This is a genomic window from Pseudomonas sp. AM8, from assembly GCF_036346475.1.
GTDB lineage: Bacteria > Pseudomonadota > Gammaproteobacteria > Pseudomonadales > Pseudomonadaceae > Aquipseudomonas > Aquipseudomonas marginalis.
Genome location: NZ_JAOTNX010000001.1, coordinates 289,399 through 313,663 on the forward strand (window position 1 = coordinate 289,399; position 24,265 = coordinate 313,663).

At 61.9% G+C, this 24,265-nt stretch carries 23 protein-coding genes; 9 read left to right on the forward strand and 14 right to left on the reverse strand.

What is annotated here, in order from left to right; genetic code table 11:
* Nucleotides 1–83: 83 nt before the first annotated feature.
* From V3W40_RS01405 to V3W40_RS01415, 3 genes are all read left to right on the forward strand, one after another.
* Nucleotides 84–1,334 (forward strand): OprD family porin, encoded by a 1,251-nt coding sequence (locus V3W40_RS01405; protein WP_330214303.1) that lies wholly within the window; start codon nt 84–86, stop codon nt 1,332–1,334.
* 84 nt (nt 1,335–1,418) lie between these two features.
* Nucleotides 1,419–2,318, forward strand: coding sequence for a polysaccharide deacetylase family protein (locus V3W40_RS01410; protein ID WP_065947334.1), 900 nt, complete (start codon nt 1,419–1,421; stop codon nt 2,316–2,318).
* Between the two features lie 119 nt (nt 2,319–2,437).
* On the forward strand, nt 2,438–4,003 hold the full coding sequence (locus tag V3W40_RS01415; protein WP_330214304.1) for a M91 family zinc metallopeptidase: 1,566 nt from the start codon (nt 2,438–2,440) through the stop codon (nt 4,001–4,003).
* A 5-nt stretch (nt 4,004–4,008) separates the two neighbouring features.
* Here the strand turns inward: V3W40_RS01415 and pcaC are convergent, their stop codons facing one another.
* The 11 genes from pcaC to pcaR all read right to left on the reverse strand — a co-directional run bounded on the left by pcaC (nt 4,009) and on the right by pcaR (nt 14,869).
* The gene (gene pcaC, locus V3W40_RS01420) at nt 4,009–4,407 is read right to left on the reverse strand and encodes a 4-carboxymuconolactone decarboxylase (protein WP_330214305.1); all 399 of its coding nucleotides are present in this window, start codon (nt 4,405–4,407) and stop codon (nt 4,009–4,011) included.
* Between the two features lie 234 nt (nt 4,408–4,641).
* Entirely contained in the window at nt 4,642–5,433 is a 792-nt protein-coding gene (pcaD, locus tag V3W40_RS01425; protein ID WP_065928277.1) for a 3-oxoadipate enol-lactonase, read from the reverse strand.
* Between the two features lie 10 nt (nt 5,434–5,443).
* Nucleotides 5,444–6,808 carry a 3-carboxy-cis,cis-muconate cycloisomerase gene (locus V3W40_RS01430; protein WP_137211455.1) on the reverse strand — a complete coding sequence of 455 codons (1,365 nt, stop codon included), beginning with the start codon at nt 6,806–6,808 and terminating at the stop codon, nt 5,444–5,446.
* Between the two features lie 10 nt (nt 6,809–6,818).
* Nucleotides 6,819–8,114, reverse strand: a complete 1,296-nt coding sequence (locus V3W40_RS01435) for an MFS family transporter (RefSeq protein ID WP_065938827.1) — start codon at nt 8,112–8,114, stop codon at nt 6,819–6,821.
* 154 nt (nt 8,115–8,268) lie between these two features.
* Nucleotides 8,269–8,835 (reverse strand): protocatechuate 3,4-dioxygenase subunit alpha, encoded by a 567-nt coding sequence (gene pcaG, locus V3W40_RS01440; protein WP_065928280.1) that lies wholly within the window; start codon nt 8,833–8,835, stop codon nt 8,269–8,271.
* 1 nt (nt 8,836) lies between these two features.
* Complete coding sequence (gene pcaH, locus V3W40_RS01445; protein ID WP_330214306.1) at nt 8,837–9,541, reverse strand: protocatechuate 3,4-dioxygenase subunit beta; 705 nt, start codon at nt 9,539–9,541, stop codon at nt 8,837–8,839.
* Nucleotides 9,542–9,558: 17 nt separating this feature from the next.
* On the reverse strand, nt 9,559–10,761 hold the full coding sequence (pcaF, locus tag V3W40_RS01450; RefSeq protein ID WP_178084536.1) for a 3-oxoadipyl-CoA thiolase: 1,203 nt from the start codon (nt 10,759–10,761) through the stop codon (nt 9,559–9,561).
* Nucleotides 10,758–11,537 carry a CoA-transferase subunit beta gene (locus V3W40_RS01455; protein WP_065928283.1) on the reverse strand — a complete coding sequence of 260 codons (780 nt, stop codon included), beginning with the start codon at nt 11,535–11,537 and terminating at the stop codon, nt 10,758–10,760. The genes pcaF and V3W40_RS01455 overlap by 4 nt, the downstream gene beginning before the upstream one ends.
* Complete coding sequence (locus tag V3W40_RS01460) at nt 11,537–12,394, reverse strand: CoA transferase subunit A (RefSeq protein WP_065928284.1); 858 nt, start codon at nt 12,392–12,394, stop codon at nt 11,537–11,539. The genes V3W40_RS01455 and V3W40_RS01460 overlap by 1 nt, the downstream gene beginning before the upstream one ends.
* 146 nt (nt 12,395–12,540) lie before the next feature.
* Nucleotides 12,541–13,881 carry an MFS transporter gene (locus tag V3W40_RS01465; RefSeq protein ID WP_065947329.1) on the reverse strand — a complete coding sequence of 447 codons (1,341 nt, stop codon included), beginning with the start codon at nt 13,879–13,881 and terminating at the stop codon, nt 12,541–12,543.
* Nucleotides 13,882–14,026: 145 nt separating this feature from the next.
* Nucleotides 14,027–14,869 (reverse strand): pca regulon transcriptional regulator PcaR, encoded by an 843-nt coding sequence (pcaR, locus tag V3W40_RS01470; RefSeq protein WP_025855315.1) that lies wholly within the window; start codon nt 14,867–14,869, stop codon nt 14,027–14,029.
* A gap of 558 nt (nt 14,870–15,427) precedes the next feature.
* On the opposite strand from pcaR, the gene V3W40_RS01475 reads away from it, so the two are divergent.
* Both V3W40_RS01475 and V3W40_RS01480 read left to right on the forward strand, forming a co-directional pair.
* A complete protein-coding gene (locus tag V3W40_RS01475) occupies nt 15,428–15,628 on the forward strand; it encodes a hypothetical protein (RefSeq protein ID WP_003172389.1) in 201 nt (66 codons plus the stop codon).
* 312 nt (nt 15,629–15,940) lie between these two features.
* A complete protein-coding gene (locus V3W40_RS01480) occupies nt 15,941–17,416 on the forward strand; it encodes an inorganic phosphate transporter (protein ID WP_027604410.1) in 1,476 nt (491 codons plus the stop codon).
* Between the two features lie 135 nt (nt 17,417–17,551).
* Here the strand turns inward: V3W40_RS01480 and ccoM are convergent, their stop codons facing one another.
* The gene (gene ccoM / locus V3W40_RS01485) at nt 17,552–17,668 is read right to left on the reverse strand and encodes a cytochrome c oxidase subunit CcoM (RefSeq protein WP_017530457.1); all 117 of its coding nucleotides are present in this window, start codon (nt 17,666–17,668) and stop codon (nt 17,552–17,554) included.
* Between the two features lie 143 nt (nt 17,669–17,811).
* A complete protein-coding gene (locus tag V3W40_RS01490) occupies nt 17,812–18,006 on the reverse strand; it encodes a hypothetical protein (RefSeq protein WP_131697188.1) in 195 nt (64 codons plus the stop codon).
* A 100-nt stretch (nt 18,007–18,106) separates the two neighbouring features.
* Between V3W40_RS01490 and V3W40_RS01495 the strand changes: the two genes are divergently transcribed.
* From V3W40_RS01495 to V3W40_RS01505, 3 genes are all read left to right on the forward strand, one after another.
* Nucleotides 18,107–18,979, forward strand: coding sequence for a LysR substrate-binding domain-containing protein (locus tag V3W40_RS01495; protein WP_330214307.1), 873 nt, complete (start codon nt 18,107–18,109; stop codon nt 18,977–18,979).
* Between the two features lie 91 nt (nt 18,980–19,070).
* The gene (locus V3W40_RS01500) at nt 19,071–19,541 is read left to right on the forward strand and encodes a RidA family protein (protein WP_330214308.1); all 471 of its coding nucleotides are present in this window, start codon (nt 19,071–19,073) and stop codon (nt 19,539–19,541) included.
* Nucleotides 19,538–20,719, forward strand: coding sequence for an aminotransferase class V-fold PLP-dependent enzyme (locus V3W40_RS01505; protein WP_137211458.1), 1,182 nt, complete (start codon nt 19,538–19,540; stop codon nt 20,717–20,719). The genes V3W40_RS01500 and V3W40_RS01505 overlap by 4 nt, the downstream gene beginning before the upstream one ends.
* On the opposite strand, the gene V3W40_RS01510 is transcribed toward V3W40_RS01505, so the two are convergent.
* Nucleotides 20,716–21,057 carry an aspartate-semialdehyde dehydrogenase gene (locus V3W40_RS01510; RefSeq protein WP_065926412.1) on the reverse strand — a complete coding sequence of 114 codons (342 nt, stop codon included), beginning with the start codon at nt 21,055–21,057 and terminating at the stop codon, nt 20,716–20,718. The genes V3W40_RS01505 and V3W40_RS01510 overlap by 4 nt on opposite strands.
* Before the next feature lie 218 nt (nt 21,058–21,275).
* Between V3W40_RS01510 and rapA the strand changes: the two genes are divergently transcribed.
* Complete coding sequence (gene rapA, locus V3W40_RS01515; RefSeq protein WP_065926413.1) at nt 21,276–24,122, forward strand: RNA polymerase-associated protein RapA; 2,847 nt, start codon at nt 21,276–21,278, stop codon at nt 24,120–24,122.
* Nucleotides 24,123–24,265: the final 143 nt, after the last annotated feature.

The following is a 24,265-nucleotide window of genomic DNA, read 5'->3' on the forward strand; positions in this document are numbered from 1 at the left end:
CCCTGCCCCGATTGAACCGCCCCCGCACCGCCCCGCACCATGGCCGCCACCTGCATAAACCCAATAACAACAGGTCCACCACCATGAGCACCTTTCACCCGCGCCGGCTCCTGCTGGCCACCGCTATCGCCAGTCTTGCCATGCCCGTCGTCGCCGAAGAACACGGTTTTCTGGAGGACGCCAGCGCCAACCTCAACCTGCGTAATTTCTTCTTCAACCGCAATTTCACCAACCCCACCAAAACCCAGGGTGGCGCGCAGGAGTGGACACAGAGTTTCATCCTCGACGCCAAGTCCGGCTTTACCCAAGGCACCGTCGGTTTCGGTGTGGATGTGCTCGGGCTGTACTCGTTGAAGCTCGATGGCGGGCGCGGTACCGGTGGCACCCAATTGCTGCCGCTGGACCACGATGGCCGCCCTGCAGATGAATTCGGCCGTCTCGGCGTGGCGTTCAAGGCGCGTATTTCCAAGACCGAAGTGAAGGTCGGCGAATGGATGCCGGTGCTGCCGATCCTGCGTGCCGACGATGGCCGCTCCCTGCCGCAAACCCTGCGCGGCGGGCAGATCACCTCGAAGGAAATCGACGGCCTGACCCTGTACGGCGGCCAGTTCCGCGCCAACAGCCCGCGCGACGACAGCAGCATGTCGGACATGTCGATGGTCGGCAAAACCGCGTTCACCTCGGACCGCTTCAACTTCCAGGGCGGCGAGTACGCCTTCAACGACAAACGCACCCAGGTCGGCGTGTGGAACGCCCAGCTCAAGGACATCTACAGCCAGCAGTTCGTCAACCTGATCCACAGCCAGCCCCTGGGCGACTGGACCCTGGGCGCCAACCTCGGGTTCTTCTACGGCAAGGACGACGGCAGCGCCCGCGCCGGCGACTTGGACAACAAAACCTGGTCCGGTCTGTTCTCGGCCAAGTATGGCGGCAACACCTTTTACGTCGGCCTGCAAAAACTCACCGGCAACAGCGCGTGGATGCGCGTCAACGGCACCAGCGGCGGCACCCTGGCCAACGACAGCTACAACTCGAGTTACGACAACGCCGAGGAAAAATCCTGGCAGGTGCGCCACGACTACAACTTCGCCGCCCTCGGCGTACCGGGCCTGACCCTGATGAACCGCTATATCAGCGGCAGCAACGTGCACACCGGCACCATCACCGGCGGCAAGGAATGGGGTCGCGAAAGCGAATTGGGCTACACCGTACAGAGCGGCGTGGTGAAAAACCTTATGGTGCGCTGGCGCAATTCGAGCATGCGCCGCGACTACAGCAACAATGAGTTCGATGAAAACCGGTTGATCGTCAGTTACCCGATAAGTCTGCTGTAATCCGGCGCCGCACTTACTGTATCGTGCGCGCCTGCCGCTGCTGATCCGCCCAGCAGCGGCCTCTTATCCGAGCCTGCGCACACCATGAAATCCTTTGCCATCGCATCCGCCGTGCTGGCCCTGGCCTTGAGCCTCAGCGGCTGTATCGGCGCGCCCATTGCCCTGACCGCGCAGACCGAGCAACGCCTGCAAGCCCAGGCGCCGATCCGTTTTTTGCTGACCTTCGATGACGGCCCCAGCGCCTCGGGCTACGACAACCCCAGCCGTTCAGTGATCGCCGACCTGGCGCACAACCCGGTGCTGCCGGGGATCAAGGCGGTGTTCTTCCTGCAGACCGAATCGTCGCGTTCCGGCGGCAGCTCGCGGGGGCGCAAGACGATGGAGCGTGAATACGCCGGCGGGCATGTGCTGGCTTTTCACACTGCCACGACCTTTCATACCAACCACCGCTGGCTGAATGATGCCGAGCTGGAACGCACCCTCAGCCAGGGCGCGAGCGATATCGCCTCGATCACCGGCGCGCCGCCCGTGCTGGTCCGCCCGCCGTTCTGGAACTACGACCGGCGCACCTTCGCCGCCTACCAGCGCCATGGCATGCAGGTCCTGCTGACCGACCTGAGCGCCAATGACGGCAAGATCTGGGGCTTCAATGGCAGCCCAAGGCGCCGCGCCAACCTGTATCGACAACTGTCGGTGGTGCGCGAGCGCATCGCGCTGGGGGAGCTACCGACGGTGGACGGTGTGATTCCGGTGGTGGTGACCTTCCACGACATCAACCGCTATACCGCGCGGCATATGCAGGAATACCTGCAGATCCTGCTGGACAGCGCACGAGTCAATGGCATGAAGACCGCAGCCGAACCGTTCTACACCGATACGGCCGCCCTGCAACGCGCGGCATTGGCGCGTACGGTCAAAGACGTGAATGAAGCAGTGCATCTGCCGGGCGTGTGGAATTGGGTGTGGGACGCCGACTCTCATTAACTCCAGGCCGTTCTTAAGGCATGCAATATCAAGACAGCGTTTGACTGCTTTTTCCTTGGAACAGCATTTCCCCTCCCGCCACTCAAAGGAACGCCCGCCAACCACGATCGAGTCCAACCATGGCTATCTCTGCGTCCATGCCCGTGCTGACGAACTACACCAACAGCCCATCACCGGCAACGCCAGAACCCCCCGTCCACATCAAATACAAACGCCCTGACTCCGATGCCCTGACTCCCTCCTCCCGGCCGTCTCCCGAAGTCGCCCTGGGACACAAAAGCTACGTAAACAGCGAGGTCCTGTTTCAGGACAAACACGTAAAAATCTCCCAGGAGGTTGAATTCAGCGCCGCACAAAACGGCGACGTCGGCACAATATTCAGTCAAATCGTATTGGAAACCAGCAACCGTGCAGACCGGGTGAACATCACCCGTACCTCCGATGGAAAGCTGCTCGCTACCGTCAACGATAAAGCCTACACCCTTGAGCTGCTCAATCGCCCCGAGCTGGGCATGGTCCAGCCCCTGTATATCAAGACCCACGGCGGCAACGACTGTGTGGTGGTGGCTCCGGACGTGACGACGCCCATCAGGATCGACCTCGGAGACGGTGACGACTACGCCCGTGGCGGTGGTGGTACCACCCAAATCAAGGGCGGCGCGGGCGACGACTTTATCGAAATGGGCAAGGGCCGTGGAGTCGCATCGGGCGGAGAAGGCAACGACACGCTGGTCGCGGGCAGTGGTAGCAGTGCGCTTTATGGCGGCAATGGTAATGACCGTCTGCAGGCCCTGGAAGGACCTGTCGGTCGAATCGTGCATATGGATGGAGGTCGTGGTCATGACTTCATGATCGCCAAAAATGGCCATACCGTGATGCACGGTGGCGGTGGTGACAACCTGATGGTCAGTCTTGGCAGCTCGGTCATTTACACCGGCAGAGGTCATAACAACGTGAGGTCTCACCATGACAACACGGTTATCTACGCCAAACCTTCGGATAATGTGATCCGCTCGCTCAGCTCACGCAGGTTTGATGTAACGCCCAGTGACGCCGGCAAAACAGCCTATCTGGTCGAGGGTTCCGCCGAGTTCAGACAGCGGGTCGAAGACGATCTGGAGCTATTGAGAATGTCGCCCATAGGCCAGCAGTCGTTGAAGAAAGAGGACGAATTGGCGGCACGCAACAACGCGCCAGTCACCCTGCGCGAGCTGGACACCCGTGATGACATGACCTACGGCTTCAACACCCAAGCCATTCAACGGTATCTTCAAGCAGGCGGCGACGTCGAATCACTGACCGATTCACAGTTGGGTTACATCGTGGAGGGTGAACCGGGAGAAACGGCTGACCTGGGCACGATCAATTACAACCCGATGTATATGTATGACGACAGATCTCCCCCGATCACCAGCCTCGCTCATGAGAGGGGACACGCATTCGCGGGTGCCACAGGTCAAAATCTAAAGGGAGAAACTGCAACACCCGACACTCACCAGGAACGCGAACCCAACATAGAGCGGCAGGCGATCGGTCTGCAAACGGCAGTCCCCCCGGTTGATTTCGACGGCGACCCCAGCACAGCGAAAACCACCACCAATCCACGGGAATTTACCGAAAACGGCCTGAAAGAAGAGATGGGGCTTCCATTGCGCAAGAGGGTCTACACGACAAGGCTGGCCTGAGCCTGTTACTTCGGCGAGCGGGACTCAACCCCCAGTTCGTCCCACACTGATTCAGCCAGGTGGAACGTTGCATTCGCCGCCGGGATCCCGCAATAGATCGCGCTCTGCATCAGCACTTCCTTGATCTCGGCACGGGTAACGCCGTTGCTGGCGGCGGCGCGCAGGTGCAGCTTGAGTTCTTCGCTGCGGTTCATGCCGATCAGCATGGCGATGGTGATCAGGCTGCGGGTGTGGCGAGGCAGCCCGGGGCGGGTCCAGATGTCACCCCAGGCGTGGCGGGTGATCATGTCCTGGAACTCGCTGTTGAACTCGGTCAGCGCGTTGAGGCTGCGGTCGACATGGGCATCGCCCAGCACTTCGCGGCGCACCTGCAGGCCGTCGGCATAACGTTGTTTCTCGTCCACAAAAAACTCCTGGTTCAATAAGATTTCAACTCGATGACCTGTGGCGAGCGGGCTTCTTGTGGTGAGCGGGCTTGCCCCGCGCTGGGCTGCGAAGCAGCCCCAATACGGACGCCGAATTATTTCAGACAGACCGTGGCGCCTGATTTGGGGCCGCTTCGCGCCCCAACGCGGGGCAAGCCCGCTCACCACAGGAAGCCCACTTGCCACAACAAGCCAGTTGCCACAACAGCGGCCTCAGCGGGCCAGCAGGAATTTGATAACCCGATCACTGAACGCAGCACCGGCCTGCACATTGGACAGGTGCGCCGCGTAGAACTCGGCGTACTCGGCGCCCTGCACATGGTGCTGGATAAAGTGACCACCGGCCGGTGGCGTGACGGCATCTTCAGTGCCGGCAATCACCAGGGTTGGCGCCTTGATCTTCGACAACTGCTCACGGAAATCGGCATCACGCACGGCGGCGCAGTTGGCCGCGTAACCTGGGGGCGAAGTCGCGGCAAGCATGTCGGTGATCTGCTTGGCCTGGTGCGGGTTGGCTGCCGCAAAATCGGCGGTGAACCAACGCGCAATCGACGCATCGCGCAAGGCCACCATGGCCGCCGCGCCATCACGCTGGACCATCTCGATCCGTGGGTTCCAGATCTCCGGCGTGCCGATTTTGGCGGCGGTGTTGCACACCACCAGGCGCTGCAGGCGCTCACCGGCATTAATCCCCAGCCATTGGCCGATCAAGCCACCCATGGACAGCCCGCAAAAATGTGCACGCTGAATATCCAGCGCATCCAGCAGTGCGATCACGTCGAGGCCCAACTGCTCGATGCTGTACGGTCCCTCGGTCACCAGGGATTTGCCGTGGCCACGGGTGTCGAAACGCAACACCCGGAAATGCTCGGTAAACGCCGGGATCTGGATGTCCCACATATGCAGGTCGGTACCCAGCGAGTTGGACAGCACCAGCACCGGTGCGTCCAGGGGGCCATCGAGTTGGTAATGCAGTTCGCCCTCGGCGAGTTGTACGAAAGCCACAGCGTTCTCCTTAGGCGGTCAATGCAAAGTGTTCGGTGACAGCGCGAGTGACCCAGGTGTGCGCCTGGCCCAGGTAGTGGGCCGGGTCGAGCAGGCGGTCCAACTCAGGGGCGGACAACTCGGCGGTGACCTGCGGTTCGTCCGCCAGCACCGCGCGCAAGTGGCGCCCTTCTGCGACGGCGCGTTTGCAGCATTGCTCCAGCAGGTGGTGCGCGGTTTCCCGGCCCAGGCGTTGAGCCAGCACGATGCTGACGGCTTCGGCCAGCACCAGCCCTTGGGTCAGGTCGAGGTTGTGGGCCATGCGTCCGGGGTCGACTTCCAACCCTTCGCTCACCAGCAGCGCTTGTTTCAGGGCCCCGGACACCAGGCGGCAAATCTCCGGCAAGGTTTCCCATTCGGCGTGCCACAGGCCCAGGCTGCGTTCATGTTCCTGGGGCATGGCGCTGAACATCGTCGCCACCAGGCCGGGCACGCGCGTGGCGGTGCTGATCAGCACAGCGGCGCCCACCGGGTTGCGTTTGTGCGGCATGGTCGACGAACCGCCCTTGCCGGGCGCCGACGGCTCGAACACTTCGGCCGCTTCGGTTTGCATCAGCAGGCTGATATCGCGACCCAGTTTGCCGAGGCTGCCGGCGATCAGGCCCAGGACGCAGGCGTACTCCACCAGACGATCCCGTTGGGTGTGCCAGGGTTGTTCAGGCAAGCTCAGTTGCAACTCCGACGCCAGCGCCTCGGCCACCGGCATGGCGTGTTCACCGAGTGCCGCCAACGTCCCGGACGCGCCGCCGAATTGCAGCACCAGCAAACGCGGTTGCAGTTCTTTCAAACGCTGGCGACTGCGCGTCACCGCGCCCAGCCAACCGGCAATCTTCATCCCCAGGGTGACCGGCGTCGCGTGTTGTAACCAGGTACGCCCGGCCAACGGCGTCGTCGCATAACGCTGGGCCTGGGCGGCCAGCACATCGCCCAGACGCGCCAGATCCGTTTCGATCAACCCCAGGGCCCGGCGCAGTTGCAGCACCAGCCCGGTGTCCATCACGTCCTGGCTGGTCGCGCCCAGGTGCACATAGCGTTCGGCCCCGGCATCCCCGCTGGCAATCAACTTGCCCAGCGCCTTCACCAGCGGAATCGCCGAATTCCCCGCCGTGGCAATCGCCACACCGAGGGCATCCACGTCGTACAGCGACGCCAGGCAGGCCTGGGCAATCGGCGCCACGGCCGCCTGGGGGATCAACCCGACCCGGGCCTGCGCCCGGGCGAGCGCGGCTTCGAAATCGAGCATGCCCTGCAGGCGTCCCTGGTCGCAGAACACCTCGGCCATGCTGTCAGCGGTGAAGTAAGCGTCGAACAGTTGATTGCTCGTGCGCAGTGTCATAACTCATCCCTTACAAATCGTGATGCAGGTACGCCGCCTGTTTCGGCAGGCGCAAGCTGAACAGGAAGGCCACCGCCATCATGCCGGTGACATACCAATAGAAGGTGTTTTCCATGCCCATGGATTTGAGGCCCAGGGCCACGTATTCCGCCGAACCGCCGAAGATTGCGTTGGCCACCGCATAGGCCAGGCCCACGCCCAGGGCGCGCACTTGTGGCGGGAACATTTCCGCCTTCACCAGGCCGCTGATCGAGGTGTAGAAGCTGACAATCGCCAGGGCCAGGGTGATCAGCACAAACGCCAGGAACGGACTGCTGACGGTTTTCAAGCTGAGCAGGATCGGCACCGTGCACAGTGTGCCCAACGCGCCGAACCACAGCATTGAGTTACGCCGGCCGATCTTGTCGGCCAGCATGCCGAACAGCGGCTGCATGCACATGTACAGGAACAGCGCGCCGGTCATGATGTAACTGGCGGTCTTGGCGTGCATCCCGGCGGTGTTCACCAGGTACTTCTGCATGTAGGTGGTAAAGGTGTAGAAAATCAGCGAACCGCCTGCGGTGTAGCCGAGCACGGTGATGAATGCCGCCTTATGGTCACGAAACAGCGCGGCGATACTGCCGGCGTCCTTGTCCTCGCGGGTTTCCTTGCTGGTGGTTTCCTTGAGGGTGCGGCGCAGCAGCAGGGAAATCACCGCGGCAATCGCACCGATCACGAACGGAATCCGCCAACCCCAGGCCCGCAGTTCTTCCTCAGTGAGGATCTGTTGCAGGATCACCACCACCAGCACCGCCAACAGTTGGCCACCGATCAGGGTCACGTACTGGAACGAGGCAAAAAACCCACGCTGGCCCTTGAGCGCGACTTCACTCATGTAGGTGGCGGTGGTGCCATATTCGCCCCCCACCGACAGGCCCTGGAACAGCCGCGCCACCAGCAGCAGAGCCGGGGCCCAGGCGCCGATGTCTTTGTAGGTGGGCAAAAAGGCGATGACCAGGGAACCGGCGCACATCATCAGCACCGAGATCATCATCGAATTCTTGCGTCCGTGCTTGTCGGCGACCCGGCCGAACAGCCAGCCGCCGATGGGGCGCATCAGGAAGCCGGCAGCGAACACGCCAGCGGTGTTGAGCAGTTGGACCGTGGGGTCATCCGACGGAAAAAACGCTGGGGCGAAGTAAATGGCGCAGAAGGCATAGACGTAGAAGTCGAACCATTCGACCAGGTTGCCGGAGGAGGCACCGACAATCGCAAAGATCCGTTTGCTGCGCTCTTCTCCGGTGTAGTGACTGGTGGTTGTTGTCATGGTTTTTCACTCAGTGGGAACGGTTATAGCCTAGACATACTTTGCAACAACCGGAGGTAGTTGCAAGCAGCAAGCTATAAGCTGCAAGAGAAAAACCGACGCGGTCACTGCTCTTCCTTGTAGCTTGCAGCTTGAAACTTACCGCTGCTACCGATCAATAATCGAAGAACACCGTCTCCTTATCTGTGCCCTGCAAAATCACATTCCACTGATGTACACCCGCCGCATCCCGCTTGGCAATCAACGTGCCGCGCCGCTCGGCAGGCACACAGGCCAGCAACGGGTCATCCCCATTCAACGCCTCGCCCTCGAAATAAATCCGCGTCAGCAGGTGCTTCACCAGCCCACGGGCAAACACCAGCACCACCAGGTGCGGCGCCTGGGTCGTGCCTTGCAGGCCCGGCACGCTGCCCGGCTTGATCGTGGTAAAGCGGAAACGCCCTTCGGCATCCACCGGCACCCGGCCAAAGCCTTCGAAGTTCGGGTCGAGCGCCTTGTCCTGCTCGTCTTCAGGGTGGTCGTACTTGCCGGCGGCATTGGCCTGCCAGACTTCGAGCATGGCGTCGTTGACAACATCACCGTTGCCGTCCACCACTTGCCCGCTGATCGCCACGCGCTCGCCGAGGGTGGCGGCGACGGTCAAGTCTTCGCGGTTCAGCCAGGTCAGGCCGATGTGGTAGTACGGCCCGACGGTGTGGGACGTGGTCGCGTTGAGTGTCATCTCATTTCTCCATCGGCGTGGCGTCGCGGCCGCGCAGGACGATGTCCCAGCGGTAGCCGAGGGCATAGGAAGGAATGGTCTTTTCCAGGTCGAAACGGGCGATCAGGCGTTCCTTGGCGCTGGTATCCGGTACGCAGTTGTAGATCGGGTCGTATTCCAGCAGCGGGTCGCCAGGGAAATACATCTGCGTCACCAGGCGTGTCAGTACGCTCGGGCCAAACAGCGAAAAATGGATATGCGCCGGGCGCCACGCGTTGTGGTGGTTGCCCCATGGATAGGCCCCAGGCTTGATGGTCTGGAACTGGTACCAGCCATCGGCGTCGGTGACGGTGCGCCCGGTGCCGGTGAAGTTCGGGTCCAGCGGCGCATCGTGCAGGTCACGTTTGTGGTTGTAGCGACCGGCGGCGTTGGCCTGCCAGATCTCCACGAGGATGCCCGGCATCGGCAGGCCGTTTTCATCCAGCACGCGGCCATGAATGATGATGCGTTCACCCAGCGGCTCGCCGTCGTGTTGGGCAGTGAGGTCGTTGTCCTTTTCGCTGAGTCGCTCGGCACCGATGGTCGGGCCGGTGATTTCCGACAAGGAATGGGGCAGGAACACCAACGGCTGGGACGGCGAACGCAGGTTCGTCGACTGGTAGGCCGGGTGCAGGTAATCAGGTTGAGTGCCCGCTTGCGGGCGCCGGTAACCGGGCTTGTCACTCATGGAGCTGTCCTCTCTTATTAGATGCGTTCGATCGCCAGGGCCAGGCCTTGGCCGACGCCCACGCACATGGTCGCCAGGCCTTTACGGCCGCCGGTTTTTTCCAACTGATGCAGGGCCGTCAATACCAGCCGTGCACCGCTCATGCCCAACGGGTGGCCCAGTGCGATGGCGCCACCGTTCGGGTTGACCTGGGGTGCATCGTCGGCGATGCCCAGTTCACGCAGCACCGCCAGGCCTTGGCTGGCGAAGGCTTCGTTGAGTTCGATCACATCGAAGTCAGTGACGGCCAGGCCCAGGCGCTCCACCAGCTTGCGCACCGCCGGCACCGGGCCCATGCCCATCACCCGTGGCGCGACAGCGGCGCTGGCCATGCCCAGCACGCGGGCGCGGGCAGTCAGGCCGTGTTTTTTAACCGCTTCGGCAGACGCCAGGATCATTGCGGCCGCACCGTCGTTCACCCCAGAGGCATTGCCCGCGGTGACGGTCTTGTCCGGGCCGTTGACCGGTTTGAGTTTGGCCAGGGCTTCAAGGGTGGTATCCCTGGGGTGCTCATCGTGCTCCACCACGGTTTCGCCTTTTTTATGGGCGACCCGCACCGGCACGATTTCTTCGGCGAAGAATCCGGCCGCCTGGGCGGCGGCGGTGCGTTGCTGGCTGCGCAGGGCAAAGGCGTCCTGGTCGGCGCGGGAGACCTGGTAGTCGTCGGCGACGTTATCGGCGGTCTGCGGCATGGCGTCCACGCCGTACTGGGCTTTCATCAACGGATTGATAAAACGCCAGCCGATGGTGGTGTCTTCCAGCTTCATGTTGCGCGAAAACGCCGCATCAGCCTTGCCCATCACGAACGGCGCACGGGACATCGACTCGACGCCACCGGCAATCGCCAGCTCCATTTCGCCGCTGGCGATGGCGCGAAACGCGGTGCCGATCGCATCCATGCCCGAGGCGCACAAACGGTTGAGGGTCACCCCCGGAATACTCTCCGGCAGGCCGGCCAGCAACAGCGCCATGCGGGCGACGTTGCGGTTGTCTTCACCGGCCTGGTTGGCGCAGCCGAGGAACACCTCGTCAACGGCCGACCAGTCCACGGAAGGGTTGCGCTCGATCAGCGCCTTGATCGGCACGGCCGCCAGGTCATCGGCGCGCACGCTGGACAGGCCACCGCCAAAGCGGCCGATGGGGGTGCGAATCGCATCGCAGATAAACACCTCGCGCATCAGGCTTCTCCCGGTGCTTGGCCGTGGGCGGCGGCCGTACGTGCTTCAAGGTCACGCAGGGCGGTCAACTCGACCTCGGTCGGTTCGGCGGTGGTGCTGACCTGCTCGGCAAATCGAACCGCCCAACCGGTGGCCGCTACGACTTGCTCGCGGGTCACCCCTGGGTGCAGGGCGGTGACCACGAATTCGTGGGTGCCCTCTTCCGGTTCCATGATGCACAGGTCAGTAATGATTCCGACAGGACCGGCACCCGGCAGACCCAGGCGTTTACGCGAATCCCCACCTTCGCCGTGGCCGACCGAGGTGATGAAGTCCAGCTTGTCGACAAACGAACGGGACGACTGCTTGAGGATGATCAACACGCTCTTGGCCGAGCCGGCGATTTCGGGCGCGCCACCGGCGCCCGGCAGGCGCACCTTGGGTTGGTGATAATCACCGACCACGGTGGTGTTGATGTTGCCGAAGCGGTCGACTTGCGCGGCACCGAGAAAGCCCACGTCGATACGCCCGCCCTGCAGCCAGTAGCGAAAAATCTCGCCGGTCGGCACCACGGTGTCGGCGGTTTCCGCCAGCTCGCCATCACCGATCGACAGTGGCAATACGCTGGGCTTGGCGCCAATCGGGCCGGACTCATAGATCAGCACCACATCCGGCGACGAAGTCAGGCGTGCCAGGTTGGCGGCCTTGGACGGCAGGCCGATGCCCACAAAGCACACGGAGCCGTTCTTGAGGCGGCGCGCGGCGGCGACGGTCATCATTTCATTGGTCGAGTAAGCCATTACTTGGCCTCCTGCTGCGTGGTCAGCTTGGCCTGGAATTCACTGAAATCGGCAGTGCCGTGGATGTATTCATCCATCCAGGCGGTAAAGGTCCCACGGTCGCGGGCGATGGGGTCCCACGCCTGGTAGAAGCGATTGTCACGCTCGTTGTAGCCGTGGGCGTAGGACGGATGGGCACCACCGGGTACGTGGCACACCGCAGTGAGGGCCCAGGTCGGCAGCACGCAGCTGTTCATCGGCGCGTTCAGGTCATCGACGATTTCTTCCACGGTGACGATGCAGCGCTTGGCCGCCAGGGCCGCTTCCTTCTGCACCCCAAGAATGCCCCAGAGCAACACGTTGCCCTTGCGATCAGCCTTTTGCGCGTGGATCACGGTGACGTCCGGACGCACCGACGGTACCGCTGCCAGCACTTCACCGGTGAACGGGCACGTCACGGTCTTAATCAGCGGGTTGACCTTGGGCAAGTCGGAACCCGCGTAGGCGCGCAGCACCGCGAACGGCAGGCCCGATGCGCCGGCGACGTAGGCATTGGCCAGGTCGGCGTGGCTGTGTTCTTCGATTTCCAACGGTTGCGGCCATTGCTTCTCGACCGCGTCACGCAGGCGATGCAGGGAACCTACACCCGGGTTACCGCCCCAGGAGAAAATCAGCTTGCGCGCACACCCGGCACCGATCAACTGGTCGTAGATCAGGTCAGGCGTCATACGCACCAGCGTCAGGTCTTTCTTGCCCTGACGAATGATTTCATGACCCGCTGCCGTAGGGATCAGATGGGTGAAGCCTTCCAGTGCGACAGTGTCGCCGTCGTTCACGAATTGCTTCACCGCGTCACGCAGCGCAAGAATTTCAGCCATGGGGTTGGGCTCCCGGTGTGGATCGAAAAGGCGCTGAGGTGGCGCCGAAGTGCTTGAAGATTAAGCCGGGGAAATCGGCCAAACAATCCGATAATCGACTCAGCGTTCGATTATCGAACGAATTGTTGGCAGGCTATCGATTGATCTCAGGTCGCATCCGCATGGCTGACCATGCCTTTGATGACCACGGCTGCTGTGGCCAAAGCGGCCGGAATGACCAGGGCGGTGAGCACCTGCTCGAAGTTCCAGCCCAGGCCGAGCAAGGTGGCGCCCATCCACGCGCCGAGGATCGCGCCGAAACGGCCGATGCCGAGCATCCACGACACGCCGGTGGCGCGGCCTTGGGTTGGGTAGAAGCGCGCGGCCAGGGACGGCATCGCCGATTGCGCACCGTTGACGCACATCCCGGCGACCAGCACCAAGGTGGCCAATAGGGTGATATTGCCCAGGCTCTGCCCGACCGCGTAGGCAAACACCCCGGCCAGCAGGTAGAAAGTGCCGATGACCTTGTGGGGATTGAACCGGTCCATCGCCCATCCCACGCCGACGGCACTCAATACGCCACCAAACTGGAACAGCGCGCCGATAAACGCAGCCTGCTCCATGCTGGCGCCGCTGTCGCGCATCAGGGTCGGCAGCCAACTGGTCAGCAGGTACACGATCACCAGGCCCATGAAGTACGTCAGCCACAGCAGCAAGGTGCCGACGCTGTAGGTGCCCGAGAAAATCACCGCGAACACGTTGCGCGCCTTGACGGTTTTTTGTTCGGGCACGCTGAAGGCGGTGGCCTGGGCAACAATAGAGGGTTCGATGGGCGACAGCGTTTTGCGCACCTTGTCGGTGCCTCGGTTGCGCACCACCAGGAAACGCGCCGACTCCGGCAGCCACAGCATCAGCACCACCACCAGGATCAACGGCAGGATGCCGCCGATCATCAACAAGGCGTGCCAGCCGAACGCCGGGATCAGCTTGGCCGAGATAAACCCGCCACCGGCCATGCCCAGGTTGAAACCACAGAACATGCTGGTCACCAATAGCGACTTGTGGCGTTCAGGGGTGTATTCGGAGAGCAGGGTCGTCGCGTTCGGCATGCCGGCACCCAGGCCCAGCCCGGTGAGAAAACGCAGCACCAGCAATTGATCCACGCTGCTGCTGTAGGCCGAGGCCAGGCTGAACGCACCAAACACCAGCACCGCGCCCACCAGCACAACCTTGCGCCCGAAACGGTCAGCCAACGGTCCGGAACCCAGGGCGCCGAATACCATGCCGATCAACGCAGCGCTCATCACCGGGCCAAGGCTGGCGCGGTCGATGCCCCAGTCCTGTGACAGCGCGGGCGCGATAAAGCCCATGGCGGCGGTGTCGAGGCCATCGAGGAAAACAATGAGGAAACACAGGATCACCACGCGCCACTGGTAACGGGACAGTGGCTGGGTGTTGATAAAGGACTGCACGTCCAGGGTGGTACCGACAGAAGGCTGATTCATTATTCTTATTCCACACCGATGGCGGGCCAACGGCCTGGGGCCGTCATTATTATTGGGGCGCCCTCAAGAGCGCTGCCGCACAGTAATAAGCCGGGGGAAACATCGTCAATTGATCAAGCGGGGATCTGTGCGGTCACCGAACACCTTAGGCAAACAACTGCGCACTCAACTCACGGCTGGCACTGAGCATGCTCGGCAGGAAACGCTGCTCCAGCTCGCTGCGGCTGACCCGTCCAGCGTGAGTACTGACATTGAGCGCCGCCAGCACCTGGCCGGACGCGTCATACACCGGCACGGCGATGGAGCGCAGGCCCTGTTCCAGTTCCTGGTCGACAATGCACCAGCCCTGCTGACGCACTTGTTGCAGGCATTCGAACAAGGCTTCAGGGGTGGTCAGGGTGCGGCTGGTCTTGGTTTGCAGGTCGGCATGGTCGAGGTAGTCCTGCAGCGAGGCGTCATCCAATGCCGCGAGCAGGATGCGGCCCATGGAGGTGCAATAGGCCGGCAACCGTCCGCCCACCGACAGGTCCACGGAAATCAGGCGCTGGGTGGTGGCTGAACGGGCGATGTAGAGGATGTCGTCGCCTTCGAGGGTGGCCATGTTGCAGGCTTCGTGCAGTTGCTCGCTCATACGGTCCAGATAAGGCTGGGCCGATACCGCCAATGGCGTGGAGGACAGGTAGGCATGCCCCAGGGTCAGGACTTTGGGCAGCAATGAATAGGTGCGCCCATCGGTGGTGGCGTAGCCGAGCTTGATCAAGGTATGCAGGCAACGGCGTACGGCGGCGCGGGGGATCTCGGTGCGGTGGCTGATCTGGGCGATGGTCAGGTGGCGCTTGCGCTCCTGGAACGCCTGCACCACCGCCAGGCCGCGAGCCAGGGAGGTCATGAAGTCGGGGTCACCGGTAAACGCCTGGATACGCTTGGCCGGCGAGGCAACGATCGGCGGCGCCACTGACGCGAAAGAGTTGCGCAATTGATCGTTCATGCCAGGTTCCTTTCTCTTATTGTCAACCGCAGGGGATTGGGCTGCTATTACAAGCCGGGCCGGCCGTGATGCACAAGGCAGGCCCCGCAACATTGGGCGATTATCGGACAATCATGCGATTATCGCAATTTAGCGCTACGCCTGAGGGCGATCTATCAACCACGTCCCCGGCGATGTTAAGCCGTTAATTTAATAGCTTGTTTCCTTGTTGAGTTTATGACGCCAGAATTTCAGCAAATACTGACGCGTCGACGTAACAAAACACTCACACAAAGTTGACGCTTTTTAACTTTATGCCGATAGTGTTATTCAAATGCGCCGCTATAATGCATCCTGTGCGGAGGAGAGCCCGGTTTCATATTGAGGCTGGAACTCGCCAAACCATGCACAGGTCGTGCATGGACGATCGCAACTACCTGCCTGGAATGACCGCCCAACAGTGGCCTCCCGTTTTCATTCAAACTTGAACACTTCGTGGGTTCAAGTTGGAACAACCCGAGGGCGACATTCAGGCCAAACACTGCCATGTACTTACACCCAACTCAATTAGGTAACAACGTGACGAAAGATGAACTGCGCGCGGAACTTGAGCGCCAGGAGCAACGTTACAAGGACGTTTACGGCGGGGAAGTCACCACCTATGCCGCCCAGCCTGAACCTGAACGCAAACCATGGCGCAAGCGAGCCAGCCTGCTCGACCAGGCATTTGCCCAGGAAATCCAAAAGATTGAACAGGAACTCAAGGCCGAAGAGCCATAAGCGCTTCGGAGCGAGTCCAGGGCCCTGCCTGCAGCGATGCCATTTAGCCATCCTCCAGCCGACCTGAATCCCACCATCGTCTGTAAAATTTCATACAAATGTTTCAGGCATGACGATTTGGTGACAAAACCCTGTCCTTTCAGCCCTGTGCTTTATAAATCAAAGACTTGCCAAAGCCCCGAAAACCCTGGGATCGCCAGCTTTCGCCCATGGCGATTCGATGAAGATTGATACCGATGAGCAGCTAGTGCATCGATTACCGAGGTTTTCTGGCATAATCGCGCCCCCTTACGACCGGGTCAGAAAACCTTCATGATCGATTTATTCAGCGGACTGGATGCTTGGGTTCTCGTGAGCCTGTTGCTCGCCCTGGCCTTTGTCCTCGCCTTCGAGTTCATCAATGGCTTTCATGACACCGCTAACGCGGTGGCCACAGTCATCTATACCAAAGCCATGCCGCCGCATCTGGCCGTGTTCTTCTCCGGGGTGTTCAACTTCCTCGGCGTGTTGCTCGGTGGTGTCGGTGTCGCCTACGCCATCGTGCACCTGCTGCCCGTGGAGTTGCTGATCAATGTGAACACCGGCCATGGCTTGGCGATGGTCTTCTCGTTGTTAGCCGCGGCGATCACCTGGAACCTGGGCACCTGGTACTTCGGTATCCCCGCCTCCAGCTCCCACACCCTGATCGGTTCGATCCTCGGTGTCGGCCTGGCCAATGCCCTGATCAACGACATCCCCCTGGCTGACGGTGTGAACTGGCAGAAGGCCGTCGATATCGGCGCGTCCCTGGTGTTCTCGCCGATGGCCGGCTTCCTGGTCGCAGCCCTGGTGCTGATCGGCCTGAAATGGTGGCGCCCGTTGTCGAAGATGCACAAGACCCCGGACCAGCGCCGCAAGCTCGACGACAAGAAGCACCCGCCGTTCTGGAACCGCCTGGTCCTGGTGATTTCGGCCATGGCCGTGAGTTTCGTGCACGGCTCCAACGATGGCCAGAAAGGCATCGGCCTGATCATGCTGGTGCTGATCGGTATCGTGCCGGCGCAGTTCGTACTCGACCTGGGCAGCACCACCTACCAGATCGAGCGTACTCGCGACGCCACGCTGCACCTTAACCAGTTCTACCAGCGCAACCACGAGACCCTGGGTGAGTTCCTGGCCCTGGGCAAAAGCGTGAAAGACGACCTGCCGGGCAAGTTCCGCTGCAACCCGCAGCAGACCGAACCCACCATCAATGCCTTGCTGGATACCTTGAAAGGCGTCTCCGATTACCATTCCCTGAGTGCCGATCACCGCATCGAAGTGCGCCGCTACCTGCTGTGCCTGGACGACACCGCGAAAAAAGTCGGCAAGCTGCCGGGCCTGGAAGCGCGTGAGAAGTCCGACCTCGACAAGCTACGCAAAGACCTGACCGCCACCACCGAGTACGCGCCGTTCTGGGTGATCCTCGCGGTCGCACTGGCCCTGGGCCTGGGCACCATGGTGGGCTGGAAGCGTGTGGTACTGACGATCGGTGAGAAGATCGGCAAGCAGGGCATGACCTATGCCCAGGGCATGTCGGCACAGATCACCACCGCCACGATGATTGGCTTTGCCAATATCTTCGCCCTGCCGGTCTCCACTACCCACGTACTGTCTTCCGGCGTGGCGGGCACCATGGTCGCCAACAAAAGCGGCCTGCAAGGTGGCACGGTCAAGACCATCCTGATGGCTTGGGTGTTGACCCTGCCTGCGACCGTAGGCCTCTCGGCCGGCTTGTTCTGGCTGGCCTCCAAGGCCCTGGGCAACTGATCGCCAGGCGCTGACAAAAAAGGTGCGGCCTCTGTGAGGACCGCACCTTTTTTATGGACCAGAATTAAACACCCAAAAAAAAGGGCGACCGAAGTCGCCCAAAATGCCTTGCGTGCTCATGTAACCCGGAAAGACCTAAGGTTTTTTACGCTTGTTCGCGTCTTTCCAGATAAAAAATCCAAACCCTACAAAAAACAGCACCATGAGGCTTACAGTCAGCACTCCGGCGAATACCACATTATCGATAAACATGACCGGCCTCCTGCACTTGCCTTGTTGCGATAGGGCTAAGTTAATGGAGAAGGCGGATTGAAAAATTGACGGGGATCAATGTCGCCCGCGACGGGGCGTAAAGAAGGGTAATAACTGACCTGCATCAATAGATGCAGGCCGTTTTAACGCTTTTTGGGTTTGTTCTTTGATTTTTTCTTGGCTTTGCCTAAAGGCATCGCCTGTTCAAACGCCTGGCGCACTTCATTCAGGCGCTTGTCATTCAGGTCATGCACGCGCTTGGCACGTTCGGCGTTCAGGTCGATCAGCTTGTCGTCATCACTCATGGCTTGGCTTACGTCGTGGCGAGTAAGGCTCAATAATGCGGACTCCTGCGCCCGACGGCAAATCAACCGGCGACAAAAGGCCGACCGACGCCCAAAATCGGCACTTTCCAACCACTCAAGGAGGCCCATTCAGGTGGCACTGCATAAGGATCTTCCGCCGCTGCTGGCCCTGCGCGCCTTTGAAGCCGTGGCCCGGCACTTGAGCTTTATCAAGGCCGCGCAGGAATTGTCGGTAACCCAGAGTGCCCTGAGCCATCAGGTACAAAAGCTCGAACAGCACCTGGGTAAATCGCTGTTTATCCGACGCACCCGCGCGATTGATCTGACCGCAGACGGCCAGCAGTATTACACTGAAATCCGCCCAGCCCTGGACGCCATCGCCGTCGCAACCCGCGCCCAACGGCTGGTACCCAGCGCCACGGTGTTACGTGTCGGCCTGCTGGCGTCTTTCGCCACCCTGTGGTTGGCGCCGCGCCTGGCCGGTTTTCTCAACCGCTATCCGCATATTCAGGTGGAGTTGCTGCCGGCGATTCAACTGGCCAACGTCGCCGCTGCTGAAGTCGACCTGGCTATTCGCTACGGCAAAGGCGATTGGCCCGACGTGCAGGCCACCCGACTGATGCCGGAAGTGATCTCACCGGTGTGCAGCCCGGCGTTCAAGGCCAGCCAAGTGCACAACGGTGCGCTGTTGATGGCCACTTCGCACCGGCCTTTTGAGTGGACGGACTGGTCTGGGCATTATCAAGTCGACCTTAAGCAGCACCCTCGCGTCATGCTCCACGACTACAACATCGTGGTCGAAGCCGCGGTGGCCGGCCAGGGCATTGCCATGGGCCGTCATCGCTTGATCCAACGCAGGCTGGATGATGGCAGCCTGGTAGAAGCCTTCGATTGTCCGCCCTATCACAGTGAAATAGGCTACTGGTTGATTGCAGCGCAAGGCCCTGCCAGCGACGCCGCGCGGTGTTTCAGCGAGTGGTTGAAGGATATCTGCCGCGACACGTGAGTTATTTCGATACGTCGAATGAGATCTATCCGTTTGTCGACACTCCCCCCTGCCCCACATGCTGAAACCTCCTGACCCCAGAGGATTCACCATGAGCGACGCCCTCCGCCACCGCGTGCAAGCCCTCGGCCTGACGCTGCCATCACCCAGCCAGCCGATTGCCAACTACATCAACCATGTGGTCAGCCAGAACCAGCTGTTTATCTCCGGACAAATCCCACTGATAGACGGCAAGCCTGCCTACGTGGGCCGCCTGGGTGAATCCCTCAGCGAGGAAGAAGGTATCCAGGCCGCGGAACTGGCTGCACTGGGCTTGCTCGCGCAATTGAGCGATGCCCTGGGCGATGACCTGTCGCGTCTGGTGCGCGTCCTGCGCCTGGGGGTGTTTATCGCCAGCAGCAGCGACTTCCAGCGCCAGGGCGCCGTGGCCAATGGTGCGTCCAACCTGCTGGTGAATGCCCTCGGCGAAAAGGGCCGGCATGTGCGTACGGCAGTGGGTGTTTGCAGCCTGCCGGCCGGCGTGGCGGTGGAGGTTGACGGGATTTTCGAGTTGCAGCCGTGAGCCCGCTTGAGGTCCAACACCTGCGCGATGGCACTCCCGGCTGCCAGTCGGGCACCGTGCACTTCAACCCTGCCGGCGCCTCCTTGCCGAGCCAGGCGACCCTCGATGCCATCATCGGCCAACTGCAACGCGAAGCCCGCGACGGCCCGATGGAAGCCGGCGAACAGGGTGCCGTGCTGGTGGAGAAAGCTCGCCGCGCTGCCGCGCAGTTGCTCAACGCGCCCATCCCATCGATTGCCTTTGCCAGCAGCGGCTCGACCGCCTGGAGCATGGCGTTCCAGGCCTTGGGCCCGTGGCAGCCGGGCGACCGCATTCTGGTAGGACGCCACGAATGGGGCGGCAACCTGGCGAGCATGCAGTTGGCGGTGCAAGCCGGCGCGCGGGTGGACGTCATCCCCTGCGATGCCACCGGCGCGGTGTGCCCCGTGGCGTTGGAAGCCATGCTCGATTCAAGCGTAAAGCTCATCGACCTCACCTGGCTCCCCGCCAACGGCGGCCTGATCAACCCCGCCCAGGCCATCGGCGAAGTGGCCAGGCGTCATGCCATCGCCTACTTTATCGATGCCGGCCAAGCCGTCGGCCAGGTGCCGGTGGATGTGCAGGCGTTGCAGTGCGATGTGCTCAAGGCGGCCGGGCGCAAGCACCTGCGCGGGCCACGGGGGACGGCGCTGCTGTATGTGCGGCCGGATTTCCTCCCGCACTTGAACCCCGCCCAGCGCGACGTGTTTTCCGCCCCCTGGAGCGCCGACGGTTTCGACCTGCGCAACGACGCCCGGCGCTTTGAGACCAGCGAGGTGTCCTTTGCCCTGTTGGCAGGCCTGGGCAATGCACTGCAGGAGATGAATCAGCTGGGGATCGAGCGTGTGTGGGAAAAGGTCACGCACACCAGCAGGCGAATCCGCGAAGCATTGCGCGGGATTCCGGGTATTTCCCTGCATGACCTGGGCACGCTTCAATCGGGCTTGATCGCCTTCAACCTCGCCGGCTGGGACGCCTTCGAACTCAAACGGCAATTGGGATTGAAGCGGATCAACATCGGCGCCAACGGTGTGGCCTACACCCCGTTGGATATGCAGGCCCGGGGCCTGACCAGCATTGCGCGGATCTCCGTCAGCCCGCTCAACAACGATCACGACATCGAATTGCTGATGACCGCACTGCGGGAACTGCGGGGCTAAACCTCGACGTCCACCCACAAGCCCTGGCGCGGCGCGTCTTCGATCAGCGGCACAACCGGTACGGTGTTGTCGGCATTGAGCAGGTCGCCCGGGATCGCCAAGTGCTGATCCGGGTCCTCATCGGCTTCGCGCCGGCGTTTCTGCTGTTCCTGCTGGCGGCGTTGTTCCTCGCGCAGCAAAAAAGTCGACTGCTCGGCATCGCCCTTTTTCAGGTCGATAGTGCTTTCGTTGGAGCCCGCTTGCACAGGGACCACGGGCGGAATATCGGGTTTCTGGCGGACCGGGTCGAGTTGCGACGTAACCGGTACGACGCTGACGGGCAGCATAGGTGGAAGCATGATAGTTGTTCTCCTGTCAGCAGGCTGTCGGCGGGCCGCGCGACGACTTGAGCGCAGGTTCGCCAACCTGTGACCCAGTCGACACTCACAAGTGCCCTCCACCCGTCGATTGCGTGCTCACCCGGCCGCCCAAACGGAGTAGTTTTTGTCAGAGTCCTTGGGCGTGGGGCCTTGTTCCGTTAACATAGTCGGCTTTTTCACGGCGGGAGTCAGGCAGCATGGCGCAGCAGTATCAACCGGGGCAACGCTGGATTAGTGACAGCGAAGCAGAGCTGGGGTTAGGCACCGTTCTGGCACAGGACGGCCGCTTGTTGACCGTGCTCTATCCGGCCACTGGCGACACCCGCCAGTATGCGCTACGGAATGCGCCCCTCACCCGTGTGAGGTTCTCGCCGGGTGACTCCATCACCCATTTCGAAGGCTGGAAAATGACCGTGCAGGAAGTCGACGACGTCGACGGCCTGCTGGTCTACCACGGCCTCAATGGGCAGAACGAGCAGGTCACCCTGCCGGAAACCCAGCTCTCCAACTTTATCCAGTTCCGCCTGGCCAGCGACCGTCTGTTCGCCGGGCAGATCGACCCGCTGGCCTGGTTCTCGCTGCGCTATCACACCCTCGAACACACCAGCCGCCAATTGCAATCCTCGCTGTGGGGCCTGGGTGGCGTGCGTGCGCAACCTATTGCCCACCAATTGCATATCGCCCGTGAAGTCGCTGACCGTATCGCACCACGGGTGTTGCTGGCGGACGAAGTGGGCCTGGGCAAGACCATCGAAGCGGGCCTGGTGATCCATCGCCAACTGCTGTCGGGCCGCGCCAACCGCGTACTGATCCTGGTACCGGAAAACCTGCAGCACCAGTGGCTGGTGGAAATGCGCCGCCGCTTCAACCTGCAAGTGGCGCTGTTCGATGAAGAACGCTTTATCGAAAGCGATGCCGCCAACCCGTTCGAAGACACCCAGCTGGCCCTGGTCGCGCTGGAGTGGCTGGTGGACGATGAGAAGGCCCAGGACGCACTGTTCGCCGCCGGCTGGGACCTGATGGTGGTCGACGAAGCCCACCACCTGGTCTGGCATGAAGACAAAGCCAGCCCGGAATACAGCCTGGTCGAACAACTGGCCGAGGTCATCCCGGGCGTGCTGCTGCTCACCGCCACTCCGGAACAGCTGGGCCAGGACAGCCACTTCGCGCGCCTGCGCCTGCTGGACCCGAACCGTTTCCACGACCTGCACGCCTTCCGTGCCGAAAGCGAGAACTATCGCCCGGTGGCCGAAGCCGTGCAGGAGCTGCTCGACAAGGGCCGCCTGTCGCCTGCCGCGCACAAGACTATCCAGGGTTTCCTCGGCAACGAAGGCGAAGCGCTGCTGACCGCCGTCAATGATGGCGACGCCGAAGCCAGTGCGCGCCTGGTGCGTGAACTGCTCGACCGCCACGGCACCGGCCGCGTGCTGTTCCGTAACACCCGTGCCGCCGTGCAGGGCTTCCCGGAGCGTAAGCTGCACGCCTACCCGCTGCCAAACCCGGACGAATACCTCGAGTTGCCCCTGGGCGAACACGCCGAGCTGTACCCGGAAGTCAGCTTCCAGTCGCAACCGGACATCGACGAAGAAAACCGCTGGTGGCGCTTCGACCCGCGCGTCGAATGGCTGATCGACCAGTTGAAAATGCTCAAGCGCACCAAGGTCCTGGTGATCTGCGCCCACGCCGAAACCGCCATGGACCTGGAAGACGCCCTGCGCGTGCGCTCCGGCATCCCGGCCACGGTATTCCACGAGGGCATGAACATCCTCGAGCGTGACCGCGCCGCTGCTTACTTCGCCGATGAGGAATTCGGCGCCCAGGTGCTGATCTGCTCGGAAATCGGCAGTGAAGGCCGCAACTTCCAGTTCTCCCACCACTTGGTGCTGTTCGACCTGCCGTCCCACCCCGACCTGCTGGAACAGCGGATCGGCCGTCTGGACCGGATCGGCCAGAAGCATGTGATCGAACTGCACGTGCCCTACCTGGAAACCAGCCCGCAACAGCGCCTGTTCCAGTGGTACCACGAAGCCTTGAACGCGTTCCTCAACACCTGCCCGACAGGCAACGCCTTGCAGCATCAGTTCGGCCCGCGCCTGCTGCCGCTGCTGGAAAACGCCGACGACAGCGAGTGGCAAGCCCTGATCGACGAGGCCCGTGCCGAGCGCGAGCGCCTGGAGCAGGAACTGCACACCGGCCGCGACCGCCTGCTGGAACTCAACTCCGGCGGTGCCGGTGAAGGCGATGCGCTGGTGGAGGACATCCTCGAGCAAGACGACCAGTTCGCCCTGCCGATCTACATGGAAACCCTGTTCGACGCCTTTGGCATCGACAGCGAAGATCATTCGGAAAACGCGCTGATCCTCAAGCCCAGCGAGAAGATGCTTGACGCCAGCTTCCCCCTGGGCGACGACGAAGGTGTGACCATCACCTACGACCGTAACCAGGCGCTGTCCCGTGAAGACATGCAGTTCATCACCTGGGAACACCCGATGGTGCAGGGCGGCATGGACCTGGTGCTGTCCGGCTCCATGGGCAACACCGCCGTGGCGCTGATCAAGAACAAGGCGCTCAAGCCAGGCACCGTGTTGCTGGAACTGCTCTACGTCAGCGAAGTGGTCGCGCCGCGCGCACTGCAACTGGGCCGCTACCTGCCGCCGGCGGCGCTGCGCTGCCTGCTGGATGCCAATGGCAACGACCTGTCTGGCCGTGTCTCGTTCGAAACCTTGAACGACCAGCTGGAAAGCGTGCCACGGGCCAGCGCCAACAAGTTCGTGCAGGCCCAGCGCGATCAACTCACACCGCGGATCAACGCCGGTGAAGAGAAGATCACACCGCGTCACGCCGAACGTGTGGCCGAAGCCAAGCGTCGCCTGGCGGCAGACACCGACGAAGAACTGGCGCGCCTGACCGCGTTGCAAGCGGTCAACCCGACCGTCCGCGACAGCGAGCTGGTCGCCCTGCGCAACCAACGCGAGCAAGGCCTGGCCATGCTCGACAAGGCGGCGCTGCGACTGGAAGCCATTCGGGTGTTGGTAGCGGGTTGATTACCGCCCTGCCCTGTTGAATAGAGGCCCGCGCAATGCGGGCCTTTTTTATTCACTTGAGAACAGCGTTGGCGTTGCGGGCCTCATCGGGGGCAAGCCCCCTCCCACAGTTGACCGCGTTGTCATGTCGGTCACCGATCAAT

Coding starts and splice junctions, on each gene's coding strand:
- V3W40_RS01455 (WP_065928283.1), bottom strand. CDS start 11,537: ATGGCTTACTCGACCAATGAAATGATGACCGTCGCCGCCGCGCGCCGC.
- rapA (WP_065926413.1), top strand. CDS start 21,276: ATGGCGCAGCAGTATCAACCGGGGCAACGCTGGATTAGTGACAGCGAA.
- V3W40_RS01410 (WP_065947334.1), top strand. CDS start 1,419: ATGAAATCCTTTGCCATCGCATCCGCCGTGCTGGCCCTGGCCTTGAGC.
- V3W40_RS01460 (WP_065928284.1), bottom strand. CDS start 12,394: ATGGCTGAAATTCTTGCGCTGCGTGACGCGGTGAAGCAATTCGTGAAC.
- pcaH (WP_330214306.1), bottom strand. CDS start 9,541: ATGAGTGACAAGCCCGGTTACCGGCGCCCGCAAGCGGGCACTCAACCT.
- V3W40_RS01430 (WP_137211455.1), bottom strand. CDS start 6,808: ATGACACTGCGCACGAGCAATCAACTGTTCGACGCTTACTTCACCGCT.
- V3W40_RS01480 (WP_027604410.1), top strand. CDS start 15,941: ATGATCGATTTATTCAGCGGACTGGATGCTTGGGTTCTCGTGAGCCTG.
- V3W40_RS01415 (WP_330214304.1), top strand. CDS start 2,438: ATGGCTATCTCTGCGTCCATGCCCGTGCTGACGAACTACACCAACAGC.
- V3W40_RS01510 (WP_065926412.1), bottom strand. CDS start 21,057: ATGCTTCCACCTATGCTGCCCGTCAGCGTCGTACCGGTTACGTCGCAA.
- V3W40_RS01465 (WP_065947329.1), bottom strand. CDS start 13,881: ATGAATCAGCCTTCTGTCGGTACCACCCTGGACGTGCAGTCCTTTATC.
- pcaG (WP_065928280.1), bottom strand. CDS start 8,835: ATGACACTCAACGCGACCACGTCCCACACCGTCGGGCCGTACTACCAC.
- ccoM (WP_017530457.1), bottom strand. CDS start 17,668: ATGTTTATCGATAATGTGGTATTCGCCGGAGTGCTGACTGTAAGCCTC.
- V3W40_RS01435 (WP_065938827.1), bottom strand. CDS start 8,114: ATGACAACAACCACCAGTCACTACACCGGAGAAGAGCGCAGCAAACGG.
- V3W40_RS01405 (WP_330214303.1), top strand. CDS start 84: ATGAGCACCTTTCACCCGCGCCGGCTCCTGCTGGCCACCGCTATCGCC.
- pcaR (WP_025855315.1), bottom strand. CDS start 14,869: ATGAACGATCAATTGCGCAACTCTTTCGCGTCAGTGGCGCCGCCGATC.
- V3W40_RS01500 (WP_330214308.1), top strand. CDS start 19,071: ATGAGCGACGCCCTCCGCCACCGCGTGCAAGCCCTCGGCCTGACGCTG.